Annotated in this window: 13 protein-coding genes, 2 tRNA genes and 2 pseudogenes; 11 read left to right on the top strand and 6 right to left on the bottom strand. The window is 63.4% G+C overall.

The window, feature by feature from the left end; translation table 11 throughout:
• The first annotated feature begins 454 nt into the window (after nucleotides 1–454).
• From MHY23_RS11940 to MHY23_RS11610, 8 genes and pseudogenes are all read left to right on the top strand, one after another.
• The gene (locus MHY23_RS11940) at nucleotides 455–580 is read left to right on the top strand and encodes a hypothetical protein (protein ID WP_255714079.1); all 126 of its coding nucleotides are present in this window, start codon (nucleotides 455–457) and stop codon (nucleotides 578–580) included.
• Nucleotides 580–825 carry a hypothetical protein gene (locus MHY23_RS11640; RefSeq protein ID WP_239307681.1) on the top strand — a complete coding sequence of 82 codons (246 nt, stop codon included), beginning with the start codon at nucleotides 580–582 and terminating at the stop codon, nucleotides 823–825. Before MHY23_RS11940 ends, MHY23_RS11640 begins: the two co-directional genes overlap by 1 nt.
• 296 nt (nucleotides 826–1,121) lie before the next feature.
• Nucleotides 1,122–2,503: pseudogene (locus MHY23_RS11635) on the top strand (MFS transporter).
• 259 nt (nucleotides 2,504–2,762) lie between these two features.
• Complete coding sequence (locus MHY23_RS11630; RefSeq protein ID WP_239307680.1) at nucleotides 2,763–3,203, top strand: hypothetical protein; 441 nt, start codon at nucleotides 2,763–2,765, stop codon at nucleotides 3,201–3,203.
• A complete protein-coding gene (locus MHY23_RS11625; RefSeq protein ID WP_239307679.1) occupies nucleotides 3,200–3,520 on the top strand; it encodes a transcriptional regulator in 321 nt (106 codons plus the stop codon). The genes MHY23_RS11630 and MHY23_RS11625 overlap by 4 nt, the downstream gene beginning before the upstream one ends.
• A gap of 10 nt (nucleotides 3,521–3,530) precedes the next feature.
• Nucleotides 3,531–4,337 carry a mycolate reductase gene (cmrA, locus tag MHY23_RS11620; protein ID WP_239307678.1) on the top strand — a complete coding sequence of 269 codons (807 nt, stop codon included), beginning with the start codon at nucleotides 3,531–3,533 and terminating at the stop codon, nucleotides 4,335–4,337.
• Nucleotides 4,338–4,991, top strand: a complete 654-nt coding sequence (gene orn / locus MHY23_RS11615; protein ID WP_239307677.1) for an oligoribonuclease — start codon at nucleotides 4,338–4,340, stop codon at nucleotides 4,989–4,991.
• Nucleotides 4,992–5,014: 23 nt separating this feature from the next.
• Nucleotides 5,015–5,090: transfer RNA gene (locus MHY23_RS11610), tRNA-His, on the top strand.
• Between the two features lie 146 nt (nucleotides 5,091–5,236).
• Here MHY23_RS11610 and MHY23_RS11605 read toward each other — a convergent pair.
• Both MHY23_RS11605 and MHY23_RS11600 read right to left on the bottom strand, forming a co-directional pair.
• A pseudogene (locus MHY23_RS11605) lies at nucleotides 5,237–5,416 on the bottom strand (helix-turn-helix domain-containing protein); the annotation flags it as partial.
• 310 nt (nucleotides 5,417–5,726) lie between these two features.
• Complete coding sequence (locus MHY23_RS11600; protein ID WP_239307676.1) at nucleotides 5,727–6,923, bottom strand: Ig-like domain-containing protein; 1,197 nt, start codon at nucleotides 6,921–6,923, stop codon at nucleotides 5,727–5,729.
• Nucleotides 6,924–7,124: 201 nt separating this feature from the next.
• Between MHY23_RS11600 and MHY23_RS11595 the strand changes: the two genes are divergently transcribed.
• Both MHY23_RS11595 and MHY23_RS11590 read left to right on the top strand, forming a co-directional pair.
• A tRNA-Lys gene (locus MHY23_RS11595) sits at nucleotides 7,125–7,197 on the top strand.
• Nucleotides 7,198–7,300: 103 nt separating this feature from the next.
• Complete coding sequence (locus MHY23_RS11590) at nucleotides 7,301–7,867, top strand: isochorismatase family protein (RefSeq protein ID WP_194989842.1); 567 nt, start codon at nucleotides 7,301–7,303, stop codon at nucleotides 7,865–7,867.
• Nucleotides 7,868–7,869: 2 nt separating this feature from the next.
• Here MHY23_RS11590 and MHY23_RS11585 read toward each other — a convergent pair whose 3' ends face one another.
• The 3 genes from MHY23_RS11585 to MHY23_RS11575 all read right to left on the bottom strand — a co-directional run bounded on the left by MHY23_RS11585 (nucleotide 7,870) and on the right by MHY23_RS11575 (nucleotide 9,783).
• A complete protein-coding gene (locus MHY23_RS11585) occupies nucleotides 7,870–8,517 on the bottom strand; it encodes a DUF305 domain-containing protein (protein ID WP_239307675.1) in 648 nt (215 codons plus the stop codon).
• Nucleotides 8,518–8,617: 100 nt separating this feature from the next.
• Nucleotides 8,618–9,481, bottom strand: a complete 864-nt coding sequence (locus tag MHY23_RS11580) for a class F sortase (RefSeq protein ID WP_239307674.1) — start codon at nucleotides 9,479–9,481, stop codon at nucleotides 8,618–8,620.
• Between the two features lie 26 nt (nucleotides 9,482–9,507).
• Nucleotides 9,508–9,783: a DUF3618 domain-containing protein gene (locus tag MHY23_RS11575; RefSeq protein WP_181888980.1), complete on the bottom strand. Its 276-nt coding sequence runs from the start codon at nucleotides 9,781–9,783 to the stop codon at nucleotides 9,508–9,510.
• An 85-nt stretch (nucleotides 9,784–9,868) separates the two neighbouring features.
• Here MHY23_RS11575 and bcp point away from each other — a divergent pair, with 85 nt between their 5' ends.
• Nucleotides 9,869–10,354 carry a thioredoxin-dependent thiol peroxidase gene (gene bcp, locus MHY23_RS11570; protein ID WP_239307673.1) on the top strand — a complete coding sequence of 162 codons (486 nt, stop codon included), beginning with the start codon at nucleotides 9,869–9,871 and terminating at the stop codon, nucleotides 10,352–10,354.
• 116 nt (nucleotides 10,355–10,470) lie between these two features.
• Here the strand turns inward: bcp and MHY23_RS11565 are convergent, their stop codons facing one another.
• Nucleotides 10,471–15,309 (bottom strand): VaFE repeat-containing surface-anchored protein, encoded by a 4,839-nt coding sequence (locus MHY23_RS11565; RefSeq protein WP_239307672.1) that lies wholly within the window; start codon nucleotides 15,307–15,309, stop codon nucleotides 10,471–10,473.
• Nucleotides 15,310–15,344: the final 35 nt, after the last annotated feature.

Genomic DNA, 15,344 nt, shown 5'->3' with positions numbered 1-15,344 from the left:
CACACCGAGGATTGAACGCTCGAGACCCAGATACATGCCCCGGAAGCATATACTTTCCTGAAACCTACAGGTCAATCCCTAAAAATCCGCGATTCTGGACACACTTTTTGACCCTTAACCCAGCTTTCGTGTTTGAGAGGCAGAATGTACATCGGCTACTTCGACGAGTATGTAGCCCACATAGCAAAATCCGCGCTGCCGGCTCGGGCAAAGACGTCTATCCGAATCACCTCGGCAGCTTCCGAAAGTGTTTCGCTGCCGATGAGATCCCCGCCAGCGACCATGACTTGGACGCTCTAAAGGCCAAGTTCAACCGTTGACACCACCCATCTGCACGGCCCTAATCCTGCTGGGGTCGCTTTCCTTTCCCCTGTTCAGACGGGGTTTCCTGCAGCGGTTGTTCGATCGCACCTACAGTGGGGCATACACGTTTGTGAAGTAAGGAGACCACACCATGGCTGAAGAGAAGAACTCCCCGGTCGACGAAGACAGCATCAACAACCTCTCCGACCCGGACGCTGACGCTTCCGTGCAGGAAACCGGCGAGGACAACGACTTTGAAAGGGACGGGAAGAACTAATGGCTGACAACATCGACAGCAACGTTTCCGGCAGCACCGAGTCCGAGCTGGACAAGCTTATCGACGCCGGCACCGCCCGCATCGGCAACGCCCCGACCAACTTCAGCTCTGTGGACGACTTCGAAAACGCCGAGGACGAGACCCTTCAGACTGGCTCCGGCCACAAGGACGAGCACCCGAACACCGAGGAGCGCACCGACCAGGTCGAGCGCAACGTCCGCGACGGCGACGTCTCCGGCGAGTAGCCCGAACACGACGCGGACCTGCTCCTGCCGGCTCCTGCCGACCCGCCAGGCTCCCACGGCCCTCCGCTTTCCAGCGGCGGGCCGTTTTTGTTTGCTCGGCTTCGCAAAACATTGCATAGCCCGCCGGCTATAAGTCTGTGACCAGCGATTTTAAAATCGGACACCCGTCCCAGTGGACGACTTTTACAAGCCGCTCCGTCCCCTCGCCCAATTTGGAACGACCATCCCACTGCGTGATACATTCAATCCACTCAATGGGAGACTCCTCCCACACAGTGGAACGCAAAGGACGGGACATGACAACGAGCGTCGAACACGGCTCAACACCCCAGCCGGCGGCACCGGCCGCGATTAGGGAGACCACGCCCGAGGAGCGCCGCCGCGTCCGGCTTGCCTCCACCATCGGAACGACCATCGAGTTCTACGACTTTTACATCTACGCCACCGCCGCGGTGGCGGTGTTCCCGTTCCTGTTCTTCCCCAAGGCAGAGTCCAGCACGGTGGCGCTGCTGTCCTCCTTCGCCACCTTCGGCCTCGCGTTCATCGCCCGCCCCCTCGGTTCGGTGCTGTTCGGCCACTTCGGCGACAAGATCGGCCGCAAGGCCACCCTGGTCGGCGCGCTGCTCACCATGGGCATCGCCACCTTCATCATCGGTCTGCTGCCCACCTACGCCCAGGCCGGCATCTGGGCACCTGCACTGCTGGCTCTGATGCGCTTCTGCCAGGGTCTGGGCCTTGGCGACGAGTGGTCCGGCGCAGCACTGCTGTCCACAGAGACGGCAGCTAAGGGACGCCGCGCCTGGGCCGGCATGTGGCCCCAGCTCGGCGCACCGTTCGGCTTTTCCTGGCAAACGGCCTCTTCCTCATCCTGGTCACCGTGCTCGGCCACACCTCCGGCGACTTCGAGGGCGCCTTCATGGCATGGGGCTGGCGCGTCCCGTTCCTGTTGTCCATCGTGATGGTCATCATCGGCCTTTGGGTGCGCCTGCAGGTGGAAGAGACCCCGGTGTTCCAGCAGGTCGAGCAGAACGACCAGAAGGCCGCCTCCCCGCTCGCCGAGGTGTTCAAAACCGCGTGGAAGCCGCTGATCCAGGGCACCTTCATCATGGTCGGCTGCTACACGCTGTTCTACATCGTGACCACGTGGTTCCTCTCCTACGGCATCGGCTCCGCCGAGGAGGGTGTGGGCCTGGGCGTCGCCTACCCGACCTTCCTCAAACTGCAGCTGATCTGCATCTTCGGCTTCATGCTGGGCATCCCCGTCTCCGCGCACCTGGCTGACACCTACGGCCGACGCCCAACTTTGGGCCTGACCTCCGCCGCGATCATCGTCTACGGCCTGTGCTTTAAATGGCTGCTCAACCCGGAGACGTTCACGATGGTTTCCCTGGGCATCTTCCTGTTCATCGGCATGGTCCTGATGGGCTTCATCTTCGGCCCGATGTCCGCGATCCTGCCGGAGCTGTTCCCCTCCAACGTGCGCTACACCGGCTCCGGCATCTCCTACAACGTCTCGTCCATCCTGGGCGCGGCCATCGCCCCCTTCATCGCCACCGCACTGAACGCCCAGTACGGACCGAAAGCTGTGGGCTACTACCTGGTGGTCGTCACCGCAATCTCTTTGCTGGCCATCCTCTCCGCACCGGAGACCAAGGGCAAAGAAATGCACGAAATTTAGCGCGTCGGCCAAAACCTGAACTCGGGCGGCTTCGACCGCCCTTTTTCACGCCCCCACCCCACAAATCGCCCGCTGAGTTCGGGTTAAGCGCAAAAACCTGAACTCAGGGGGCTTTTGCCTATCGACGACCAAAGGTTCCCCACGCCACCCCCCAACCACTGCCGGAGCGAGTTCGGGTTTTTGTAGAGGCCACCAAACGCGCATATATCCCCTCCGAAAACTCTTGCTTTCCAGCCTGGCAAGAAATACACTTGCGGACATGGAAAGCAACCAACCGCCGCAAACGCAGATCTCCCAAGAAGAAGCCCGCGCCGCGCTCGAGGAGATCGACGGAATCGAGCACGAATCGCAGCGCAAACACACCCCGGCGTGGGCTTACGCCATCCTCGGCACCAGTTTCGGCATCACAATCGCCGGCACGATCATCGGCTGGAAGTACTGGTGGGTGCTGTTCGTTCTCATGGTCATCGCCTACATCGCCTACGCTGTCTGGGACAACAACCGCAACGTGCGCCCGAGCATGAAGCAGCCGCTCCAGGAAGACCCCAAAACGAACTGGGCCGCCGCCCTCACCCCATTACTCATCATGCCGCTGATCTGGTTCGTCCCAGAAGGAAGCGTGGTCGGCGGAATCATCGCCGGAGCCGTCACCGCCGTCGTGTTCACGGCCGTCATGATCTACTCGGAGAAGAACGGATGAACGCCCCGGCCATCGACCCCGTCATTCACCCCCTGGCGCGGTTGAAGATTTGTGCTGCGTTGTTCCACGCGGGAGCCGTCGAGAAGCAAAGCTCCCGGCACGAGATGCGCTTCAGTTCGCTGCGAGACAAAACCGACCTGTCTGATTCCGCGCTGTCGAAGCAGCTGGACAGGCTGGAGGAGCACGGCTACGTCACGCGCTTCCGCGAGTACGGCTCCACTCGCGCGAAGGACACGGTGTGGGTCACGCTCACCGCAACGGGCGCTCAGGCATTTGAAAACCACACGGCCGCGCTGCGCGAGATCGCTGGCGGGTAGATTCGAGCCCATGAGTTTTCCCGCACCTGCACCCGGCGCGTTCGCGCTGATCACCGGCGCGAGCCAAGGCATCGGCGAGGCCGTCGCGCGCCAGCTCGCGGCCGAAGGCCACAACCTCATCCTCGTCGCAAGGCGCGAGGACGTGCTGCAGCAGCTTGGCGACGAGCTCTCGCTCACCCACGGCATCGATGTCGAGATCTTCGCCGGGGATTTGTCCAAGCAGCGCGACGTGGACGCCTTGATCCGCCACATTGAAAACCGCACCATCTCCATCTGCGTGAACTCGGCAGGCATTGCCAGCTTCGGCCCGTTCATGGCCCAGGACTGGGAGTATGAGACGAACCAGTTCAACCTGAACGCCACCGCGGTGTTCCGCATCACCAAGGCCGTGCTGGACCAGATGGTGCCGCGCGGCGAGGGCGCGCTGTGCAACGTCGGCTCCGCCGCCGGCAACCTGCCCATCCCAAACAACGCCACGTACGTGTTCACCAAGGCCGGCGTGAACATGTTCACCGAGGCGCTGCACTACGAGCTCAAGGATTCCGGGGTGCACGTCACCCTGCTCGCGCCGGGCCCGGTGCGCGAGGCCCACATCCCGGAAGAAGAGCAAACCATCGTGGACAAGGTCGTGCCGGATTTTCTGTGGACCACCTACGAGTCCTGCGCCGCCGACACCATCCGGGCCATGAAGGCGAACCGCCGCCGCATCGTGCCCGGCCCGCTTTCGAAGGCCATGGACGTGGTGTCCAACTACGCCCCGCGCGGGTGGCTGCCGCCGATCATGGGCAAGTTCTACGCACAGATGGGAGAGGAATAGATGGACATCGCTGCCAAGGACAACCGCATCGTCTGGGTGGACCTGGAGATGACGGGCCTGGACCCTTCCCGCCACGTCATCGTGGAGGTCGCCGCCCTGGTCACGGACGCGGAGCTGAACATTATCGACGAGGGCGTGGACCTGGTCGTGCACGCCACCGATGCCGAGCTCGCCGAAATGGACGACTTTGTCACCCAGATGCACTCCGACAACGGGCTGCTCGATGACATCAAGGCGTCCCAGGTCAGTCTCGCGGAGGCGGAGGATGCGGTGCTCGGGCTCGTCGAGAAGCATTGCGACCCTGCGCATCCCGCACCCCTGGCCGGCAACTCGATCGCCACCGACCGCACGTTTATCAGGGCGCAGATGCCGCGCCTCGATGCGGCGCTGCACTACCGCATGATCGACGTCTCCACGGTCAAGGAGCTTTCCCGCCGCTGGTTCCCCAAGGCGTACTTCAACCAGCCGCAAAAGGGCATGGCGCACCGCGCGCTGGCGGACATTGTGGAGTCCATCCGCGAGCTTGATTACTATCGACGCTCCGTGTTCGTGCCCGCCCCCGGGCCCGACACGGAGGCCGCCGTGGAGGCTTCCGCAGGCGCAACCGACGCCTACCAGCCGTTTTTGTTAAAACACGGTGAGGGGCTAAGGTAGATCCCGCTGCAAAAACAGCGATGGTGGCTGTAGTTCAGCTGGTAGAGCACCAGGTTGTGATCCTGGGTGTCGCGGGTTCGAGTCCCGTCAGCCACCCCATGTCATGAGTCGCGTCATGCTTGACGCATGAGTCGCGACATGCTGGACGGACCGGCATCCCAGTTGTTTTTATTCTGGGGTGCCGGTTTTGTTCATTTGGGGCGAAGTGGTGGGTCACCGTGTTTCCAGTAGGCCTGTTGGTAGTCGTGGGTGTGAGGGGCACGCGATTTCGGTGCGATTGCCTCGGCGCCGCCTGCGTCGTAGGCGTTGAGGATCTGATGGACGCGTTGCCGTGAGATGCCAAAGCGCTTGGCGACGTTGGTGGGTGTGCCGCCTTGGTCTCTGACGGCTCTGTCGATGGCGAGGTTGCGGTTGGGACTGTTCATGGTGTCAAACATGTCCCGACTCACCAGTCAAGCGTCACCGACACGGCTGAGGTAACCCTAAGTGTCAACAATGACGCGACTCACCTGTCAAGGATCACAACGCCTTCCGCAGGCACACCCCGTCAAATATGTCGTGACCCCAGGCACCGTCAGCCACCCCAAAGTTCAAGGCCTGGCCCGCAGAAATTCGCGGGCCAGGCCTTAGTTGTTGGCGCCTGGTTTGTCCCCGGCTGGCCCCTCCCGTTCGGCCACGGGTATGCCGTTTTAGCAATGTGGCAAATATTTGCCACATTCCAAAACCAGCACACCCCTACTCGTACAGCGGCTCACCGGAACCGCCGGAGCGCTGCTCCCAATCGAGGTTCCAGTACCCCAGGCCGTCGTAAGGCGTGAGCGTGCCACCGGCGGTGTTCTTCACCACCACCGGGTCGCCGCGCTTGACAAAGTTCTGGAACCACTGCGCGTTGTCGTAGGAGGCGTTGATGCAGCCGTGGGACTGGTTGTAGCTACCCAGCGCGCCAAGCGCCCACGGGGCGGAGTGCACGTAGATGCCGGAGTAGGACAGCTGCGTGGCGTAGTCCACCGGCGTGACGTAGCCGCCGGCGTCCAGCGCGAGACCGTAGGTGCGCGAGTCCATGGTCAGCTTCTCGTGCTCGTCGCCGACCACATACACACCGTTCGGGGTGTCGTGGACGTTGTCGGTGCCCAGGGAGATCGGGAACTCCTTGACCAGCTCGCCTCCCGAATAGACGCGCATCATCTTGTCGGCGTTGTCCACCACGGCCTCCACGTTGTCGCCGATGGTGAAGTTCGTCTCGCTGTCCTCGCCGCCGTAGACGCCCTTGCTCAGCTTCTGGCCGTAGATGTCCACCTTCACGCTGACTTCAGTGCCGGGCTCCCAGTACTCCTTCGGGCGCCAGCGCACCTCGTACGGGTCCAGCCAGAAGAACGCGCCTTCGGTGTCGTTGGAGGTCTCCACATCGATGTGCTCCTCCATCGCCTTGGTGTCCTGGACGGGGCTGTCGAAGCGGATGGTCACGGCCTGCGCCACGCCGACGGTCGCGCCGTCCAAGGGGCCGACGTAGGCGTTGACCGTCGCGTCCGGGGTCAGCGTGGTAAACGAGGACACCACCTTCTGGCCTTCTTTGTCGCGCGCCTCCACGGTGTAGGTGCGGCCGTAGCCGAGCGGCTCGGCGACGGACCACTCAGACTTGTCGCCGTCGAACTCGCCCTCGATCTCCTTGCCGGCCTCGTTGGTCATGGTCACCGAGGACAGCCCCGCGGTGGCGGTCACCGTGATCGGGTCCAACGGCGCGACACCGGTCTCCCCGTTTGCCACGCTGACCTTCGGCGGGCGCGGCGAGGCCTTCTCGGTGGTCTTTTCCACCAGCGAGGCGTCGGAGGTGTGCGCGGCCGGCTCCAGCTTGCCTGCGTCCCCAATGGTGCACGACGCCAGCGTCGCCGCTGCAGCCACCAGCGCACAGGCGCGTACCACTCGACGGACCACGGCAAACCCCTCACACAACTACTGTTTATCAATCCCCCATACTCTATCCCCTCACCAGCCAAAGTCCACTATTGTCGCGCGTGTGTTTACGCACATTGCCTATCGACGATTTCTCGCCCCTGACCAGCCGATTTCACGCTAGGCAGAGTGGGTGCTACAGTTTCTTTTCGTTGCCGAGAGCGACAGAGAAAAACAAAATACGCGCCATTAGCTCAATTGGCAGAGCAACTGACTCTTAATCAGTGGGTTCGGGGTTCGATTCCCTGATGGCGCACAATGCGCGGCGAGGCCAGCAGGAATTCTACCTGCTGGCCTCGTTTTGTTCTGCATTTGGCCATTGCGCCCGCTGCCCGCCCCCTGAGAGTAGGCTTAAGCCCATGAAGACAGCATTAGTGATCGTGGACGTGCAGAACGACTTCTGCCCCGGCGGCGCGCTGGCCACCGCCCGCGGCGACGAGGTGGCGTCCAAAATCGCCGAACTGATCTCCACCGCGGACAGCCGCACCCACGACTACGACTGCATTGTTGCCACCCAGGACTGGCACATCGACCCGGGCGCGCACTTCTCGGACGCGCCCGACTTCGTGGATTCGTGGCCGCCGCACTGCCGGGCCGACTCCTACGGCGCGCAGATCCGCGGCCCGGTGAACACCGAACTGATCGACCAGTTCTTCAAAAAGGGCCACCACACCGCCGCCTACTCCGGCTTCGAGGGCGTCAACGACAACGACGAGTTGCTGGCGGACTGGCTGCGCACGCAGGGCGTGTCCCACCTGGATGTCTGCGGCATCGCCACCGACCACTGCGTGCGCGCAACCGTCCTCGACGCGCTGAAGGAAGGCTTCAAGGTCAGCGTGCTGCGGGCAATGTGCTCGCCTGTCGACGACAAGCGCGGCGCCGACGCCCTCCAGGAGATGATCGACGCCGGCGCGGAACTGGTCTAGCGCTAGTTCGGCGTGTAGCCGAGCAGGTCTTCCATCTCGCCCATCTCGGCGGTTTGGACGTCGACCATCTGCTGCGCCATCTCACGCAGCGGGCCGTAGCCGCCCCGGTCGATCTCGTCCTGCGTCATGTCGATGACGTGGGCGTGGTGGAAGTGCATCATCTCCAAAAACGCGGTGCGCAGCTCGTCGCCGGTTTTTGATTCGAACTCTGCGATCTGCTCCGGGTGGAACATGCCGTTGGCGATGTGTTTGGAGTGGTGCTCCATGTCGTCCTGGATGCCCCACTCGTCAGCCCAGGCTCGCATCTGCTCGTTCTCGCGCTCCTGGCCGTCCTTGATGCGCTGCGCGAGGTCGCGGACGTCGGCGTCCTCCACGTCGGAATCCAGCAGGACGTCCGACATGTCGATCGCCTGCTCGTGGTGCGGCACCATCATCCCGAGGAAGTGGACGTCCACGTCGTTGTAGCCCGCCTCCCCGTCGGCGGAGGTTGTGGTCTCAGGCGAAAACGCGGCGCGTATCGACGGCCCCGCGAACGTCAGCACCAGCGCCAGCGCCGCAATCAGCGCCACCGCGATCCACAGCGGCTTCTTGCTGGGCCGCATCTGTTCGAGTTCCGGATCGTGCGTAGTCTGCGCGTGCTCATTCGTCATTGGTATGCCCTTTCTCGTTCTGTTTGAGCGTAACCCAAAAACCGCGCCGACACACTGCGTTTTGTGCAGCGCATCGGCGCGGTAGGAAAGAGAACTCGGGTTAGACCGCAGGCGGTGCCGGCGGTGCGACCGGCTCGGCGATGGTGATGATGTTGTCGGCGTACCCCAGCGCCCCGCCGACGAACTGGCCGCCGCAGGTGATCAGCACCAGGCGGTTCGGACCGGTGGCGTCGTTGACCTCCGGCGGGAAGTCCGAGCCCTTCGGCAGGCGGTACGGCGCCTGGGTGACGCGGAAGGTGCGCGGCGTGCCGTCGATGAGCACGTCAAACTCCTGGCCCACCGCCATGTTGGCGAAGCGGGCCGCGTACCCGGTGCCCTGGCCCTGGTAGTTGATGTGGCCGGTGATCACCGACGACCCGACGGCACCCTCAGCACCCGGCACGGCCGAGGCGGAGTACCAGCCCAGGCGCGAGACGTCCGCCGGCGGGATCAGCGCGCCAGCTTCCGTCAACTGCACCGGGTCCACCGCGGCGATGTCCCCGCCGACGTTCAACGCCATCCCCTCGATGCCGTCGAACTGGCCCGGCGCAGCCTCGTACTGCACCTCCTGCTCGCCCTCAGGGTCGACGTAGCCGCCCTCCGTCGGCACAGGGGTCTCCTCGCCCGGCTCCTGCTCCGTCGCGCCCTCAGGGGCCTCGCCTACCGACGGTGCCACACTCTCCCCCGCCGGCGCCTCACTGGCGGCATCGGTGCCGGCAGGCTCGTCGTCGTTGTTGCGGAACGCGAAGATCGCGAGCTGCAGCAGCACCAGCGCGATCGCGATGACGGCCACGATCGGCCACCACTTGCGGCGCTGTTGTGTTTCCTCGCCGTTGCTCAGGCCGTCAAGCCTGTCGTCCTGGTCTTCGAGCCGGTGCTTTCCGCGGCCCGGTTCGGGGGTGCTGCCAGAGATGGAGGTGGACATGTGCGGGGTTTACCTTTGGGCGTCGATTAGCGGTTGGCCAGGAGCTTCTGCAGCTCCTTGAGCTCGCTCTTGCGCTTGCGGCCGTTGTAGGCCTTGATGCTGATCAGGACTGCGATACCGGCAACAACGCCGCCGATGACCTTCTGCACCGTCTCGTCCTGCAGCCAGTTGGCGGCCTCGGACTTGGCGTTGCCGGCCAGGGTCTTCGGGTTGGTTCGGTCCGCGAGCTCGTCCAGGGTGCTGGCGAGCTGGTTGCGGGTGCGCTCGAGGTCGCGTTCGATGTCGTGGATGTCACGTGCCATGGGAAATTGCTCCTCAGATTGTTAAAAGTTTTGTCGTTCGGCGTTTCCGCCGCCGAGGTATCAGCTTAGTGTAAAACGGGGTGGTATGACTGACTCCATCCGCCTAGATACCGGCGACACCGCCCCCGAGTTTGCACTGTCCAACGACCGCGGCGAGACCGTCTCCCTGAAAGACTTCGCCGGCTCCCGCGTGATCGTGTACTTCTACCCGCGCGCCAACACCCCGGGCTGCACCACCGAGGCGTGCGATTTCACCGAGAATTTCAGCCAGTTCGATGACGCCGGCGTGAAGGTCCTCGGCATCAGCCCGGACAAGCCGGAGGCGCTGGCGAAGTTCCGCGCGGACCACGACCTCACCGTCGAGCTGCTGTCGGACCCGTCCAAGGAGACCCTGGAGGCCTACGGCGCGTTCGGCGAGAAGAAGAACTACGGCAAGGTGGTCCAGGGTGTCATCCGCTCCACCTTCCTGGTGTCTGTGGACGACGCCGGCAAGGGCACCGTCGAGACTGCCCAGTACAACGTGAAGGCCACCGGCCACGTGGGCCGCATCCTGCGCGACTGGGACATTTAAGCTTTACGACGACCAAAGGCCCCGCACGCCCTCTCGGGTGTGCGGGGCCTTTTCGGTTATGCCCTACAGGCTTCGGCCGGTGCCGCCCGTTGCCGGGCGGCGCCAGTGCCAGTGCCTTAGATGTAGGCCGGCATGTCGTCTTCGAGGACGGTGCCGCCGGACGGGATCTGCTTGATCTCGCCACGCGGGCTGTCAGCCGGGACCGGCTTGCCCACCGGCGCAGGCGCCGGCTGGTTGGACGGTGCCGGAGCAGGCTTGCTCTCCTGCGGTGCCGGGGCCGGCTTCGGCGCCGGCTTGGACGAGCCGTTGCCGCCACCGAGCACTGCCGGGATCATACCCAGACCCGGGATGAGCAGCAGCCACCACAGCTTCTTCTTGTCGAAGTCAGCCGAGCTGCCCTCCTCACCCGGAACCGAGGTCGGCGCCGTGGTGGAGGAAGCCGGGGTGGTCTCCTCCGACGGTGCGACCGGGGTGGTCGTTGCCGGAGCGGTCGTCGCGGGAGTGGTCTCCTCGGCCGGCGGGGTGTTGCCCTCGCTGGAGTTGACCGTCTGGTAGCCGTCGTTGATGTCCTTGTGCTCAGCGATCGGGTTGTCGTCGGTGACGTCGTCCGGGGTGTTGCCACCCTTCGGGTTCTCGTCGCCGTTGCGGTCAACCTCGGTGGAGGTCAGGTTCTCAAACGCCACGGCTGCCGGGACGGCGCCCTCAGCGTTGGTCACCGGAATCTCCACCACGATCTCGCCGTAGGCAGTCTCCGGGGTGAAGGTCACGGACTGGGTACCCAGAACGCGGCCCTCGGTGTACGGAGCGGACTCGCCGAGGCGTTCCATCAGCTGCGCGGTAGCGGTGTAGGTCGCGCCCGGGACCAGGCCCCAGTACTTGACCACATCGCGCACCACGGCACCGTTGACAACTTCAGCACCCTTGGAGAAGTCAGCGTTGGTGGACACACCCGGCTCACCCGGGATGTCACGGCCTTCGCTGGTACCCGGGGTGATCACCGTCTGTGCGGCATCGTTGATGTCGCGGTGCTCGGCGATCTGCTGCGGCACGCGGTTGCCTGCCGGCTGCTCGTTGCCCTGCGCGTCCACCTCGACAGAGGTGAGGCGCTCGAAGGCCACTCCAGCGTAGACCGGGTTGGTCACCCAGGAGGCGACGGTGATGTCGACGTTGACAGAACCGTAGCCAGCCTCGGATGCGACGAATTGCTTCTCGCCCTGGCCGATGATGGCGCCGCTGCGCTTGGCAACGAGGTCCGCGGTCAGGGTGTAGGTCTTGCCCGGAACCAGGCCGGTGTAGCGGACGGTGTCCACCACAGTGGCGCCAGCCACAACCTCGGTGGCACCCTCAGCGAAGTTCGCGTTGGTGCCGATGAACGGCTCGGAGTTCTCCGGAGCGTTCGGGCTGCGAACCGTCTGGTTCTGATCGTTGATGTTCTTGTGCTCAGCGATCGGGTTGTCGTCCGAGACGTCGTTCGGCGTCTCGCCGCCCTGCGGGTTGTCGTTGCCCTCGCGGTCGACCTCGGTGGAGGTCAGCGTCTCGAAGGCGACAGCCGCGCGGACCGGGGTGTCGATGCCGTCTACGACCGGGATCTCCACAACCACGGAGCCGTTGCCAGTCTCCGACGCGGTGAAGGTCTTGGTGCCGGTGCCGATGATAGCGTCGCCGTAAGCGTCGCGGTTCACCAGCTCGTTGTAGACGTCCTTGCTCACCAGCTCAGCGGTCAGCGTGTAGGTCTTACCCGGGACCAGGCCCTGGTACTTGACCGTGTCGTTGACCACGGTGCCGGAGACAACCTCCGTCGCACCGTTGGCGAAGTCAGCAGTCGTACCGATTTGCGGGTTCGGGAACCAGACAACCGGCGGCACAACCGGGGTGGTCGTGTTCGACGGAACCACCGGAGTGGTCGGCTTCGTCGGCTGCTCGGAGGTGGTCACCTTCGTCGGCTCGGTCGTCTGCTCAGACGTGGTCGGCTGAGCCGGAACCGTCGTGGTGGACTCCTTAGAGGTCTCCGGGGCAGTCGGTTCGGTCGGCTCCGTGCTGGTCTCGTCGGAAGTGTCCGGGGTCGGCTCTTCCTCGGTCGTGGAAACGCAAGTCTCCGGAACCGTGGTCACCTCAGTCGTGGACTCCTTAACCGTGGTACCCGGACCAGTGGTGCCCGGAACCGTCGTGCCCGGAATGGTGGTATCCGGACCAGTGGTGCCCGGAACCGTAGTCCCCGGCTCAATCGTGCCCGGCTCAGTGGTGCCCGGAACGGTGCTGGTCGACGTGACCGGCTTGCACACGTCAGTCGTCGGCGCGGTCGGCGTCGTCTCCTGCGTGGTCGGCTCGCTGGACTCACCCGGTGCCGTCGGCTCAGTCGGTTCGGACGGCACGGCCGGAACGGTCGACTCCGTGGACTCGCCCGGCGCAGACGGTTCAGTGGTCGGAGTGTTCACCGGACCCTCGACGGTCTGCTTACCGTCGTTGATGTCCTTGTGCTCGGCGATCTTGTTCGCACCCGGAGCGTCAGGGGTGTCGTTGCCGTTGCGGTCGACCTCGGTGGAGGTCAGCTCCTCGAAGGCAACAGCGGCAGCAACCTGCTCGCCCTCGTTCAGGCCCTCGACGGTGATATGGACATCGACCTTGCCGTTCTCGGCTTCAGCCGTGAACGTCTCGGTACCCGTGCCGATCGTGCGGCCTTCACGGAACGGAGCAGCCTCGCCGAGGCGCTCTTTCAACTCAGCGGTCAGGGTGTAGGTCTTGTCCTTCACCAGACCGGAGTACTCAACGGTGTCTACAACGACAGTGCCGTTTTCAACCTGCTTCGCGCCATCCGCGAAGTTCGCGTTGGTAGCAATGCGCGGGCTGCGCACGGTCTGATCCTTGTCGTTGATGTCCTTGTGCTCAGCAATCGGATTGTCGTCAGACGTCTCCGGGGTGTCGCCACCCTTCGGGTTCTCCTTGCCAGCGCGGTCAACCTGCGTGGAGGTCAGCGTCTCGAAGGCGACAGCGGCGGTGACAGTCTCACCCTCCGGCGCGTTGCTGACCACGATGGTCACATCCTCGGAACCATTCGGAGTAGTCGGGATGAACGTCTTGTTGCCGGAACCGAGCACAGTCTTGCCGTCTGCCTTATTAATAAGGTCAGCGGTCAGGGTGTACACCTTGCCCGGCACGAGGCCTTCGTAGGTGACGGTGTCAACCACGGCAACGCCGTTCTTGACTTCCTGTGCACCGTTAGCGAAGTTCGCGTTCGTGGAGATCTTCGGGTTACGGACCGTCTGGTCCTCATCGTTGATTTCCTTGTGGTCAGCAATCGGGTTGTCGTCAGACGTCTCCGGGGTGTCGCCACCCTTCGGGTTGTCGTTGCCGGTCTTATCAACCTGAGTGGAAGTCAGTTCCTCAAACGCCACAGCAGCGGTGACAACACGGTCTTCCGGAGCATTGTCGACAGTGATCTTCACATCCACGGAGCCGTTGGCTTCCTTCGGGGTGAAGGTCTCGGTGCCGGTACCCAGAACGGTCTTGCCGTCAGCCTTATCAATCAGCTGCGCGGTGAGCGTGTACTCCTTGCCCGGCACAAGACCGGCGTAGGTGACAGTATCCACAACCACAGCACCGTTGGTCACCTCAGACGAACCCTTTTCAAAGTTCGCGTTAGTGGTGATGTGCGGCGCACCAACAGTCTGGTTGGCGTCGTTGATGTCCTTGTGCTCAGCGATCTTGTTGTCGTCGGACGTCTCCGGGGTGTCGCCGCCCTTCGAGTTGTCCTGCCCGTTCTCATCAACCTCGGTGGAGGTCAGCTCCTCGAAAGCAACAGCGGCATTCACCGGCTTGTTGACATCGTCGTTCACCTTGATTTCGACCTCAACGGAACCGTCAGTGGTCTCTGGGGTGAAGGTCGTGGTGCCGGTACCCAGAACCTTGCCCTCCTGATACGGCGCCTTCTCACCGACACGCTCCATCAGCTTCGCGGACAGGGTGTACTCCTTGCCCGGAACGAGTCCCTTGTAATCAACAGTGTCGATCACAGTGTTGCCGGCAACAACCTCAGTCGAGCCATCCTGGAACTTCGCGTTGGTCGCGATGCTCGGCTCAAACACGGTGCGGACCGTCTGGTCCTCATCGGAGATGTCCTCGTGCTTGGCGATGTCGTTGACCTTCTTGCCGTCGGTCTCCTCGCCTGCCTTGTTGACATCCTTGGAAGTCAGACGCTCGAACGCAACCGCAGCCTGCACCGGGTTCGGTGCGTTGGTCACAGCGATATCGACCTTGACGTTTCCATTCGCCAGCTCGCCATCGGTGCCCGGGACCTTGAAGGTGACGGCACCAGTGCCCAGGACGTTTTCGTCATCCTGCTTATCGACGAGCTTCGCATCCAACGTGTAGCTCTTACCCGCAACCAGGCCGTAGTAGTACACAGTGTCCACAACGGTGCTGCCGTTTTGAACAACGTTCACGCCGTCCTTGAACTCCGCAACGGTACGGATGCTCGGATTCGGGTTAAAGCCCTGCTTGACCGTGGTGGTCGTGATCGGAGCAGTCGACTCCTCAGACGGCTCGCCAGGAACCAGCGGCAGAGTCTCAGACACCGTGGTTCCCGGAACAGTCGTGGTCACGATCGGCTCAGTCGTCACGACCGTGGAGCCCGGAACAGTGGTCGTCACCGCCGGAGCAGTCACAGTGGTCACCGGCATCGTCGTCGTCACAGTCGGAGCCGGCGCTGTCTCAGTCACCGTCGGCTCAGTCGTACGGAACGTCGTACCCGGCTGCGTCGACGTCACATCCGGCTGGGTCGTTACAACCGTGTTACCCGGCTGGGTCGTCGTCACGTCCGGCTGGGTCGTAACAACCGTGTTACCCGGCTGCGTCGACGTCACATCCGGCTGGGTCGTAACAACCGTGTTACCCGGCTGCGTCGACGTCACATCCGGCTGAGTCGTAACAACCGTGTTACCCGGCTGCGTCGACGTCACATCCGGCTGAGTCGTAACAACCGTGTTACCCGGCT

Origin of the sequence: Corynebacterium sp. ACRQP, from assembly GCF_022345915.1 — a bacterium.
GTDB classification, from domain to species: Bacteria; Actinomycetota; Actinomycetes; order Mycobacteriales; family Mycobacteriaceae; genus Corynebacterium; species Corynebacterium lehmanniae.
This window is presented reverse-complemented; position numbering and strand designations above follow the sequence as displayed.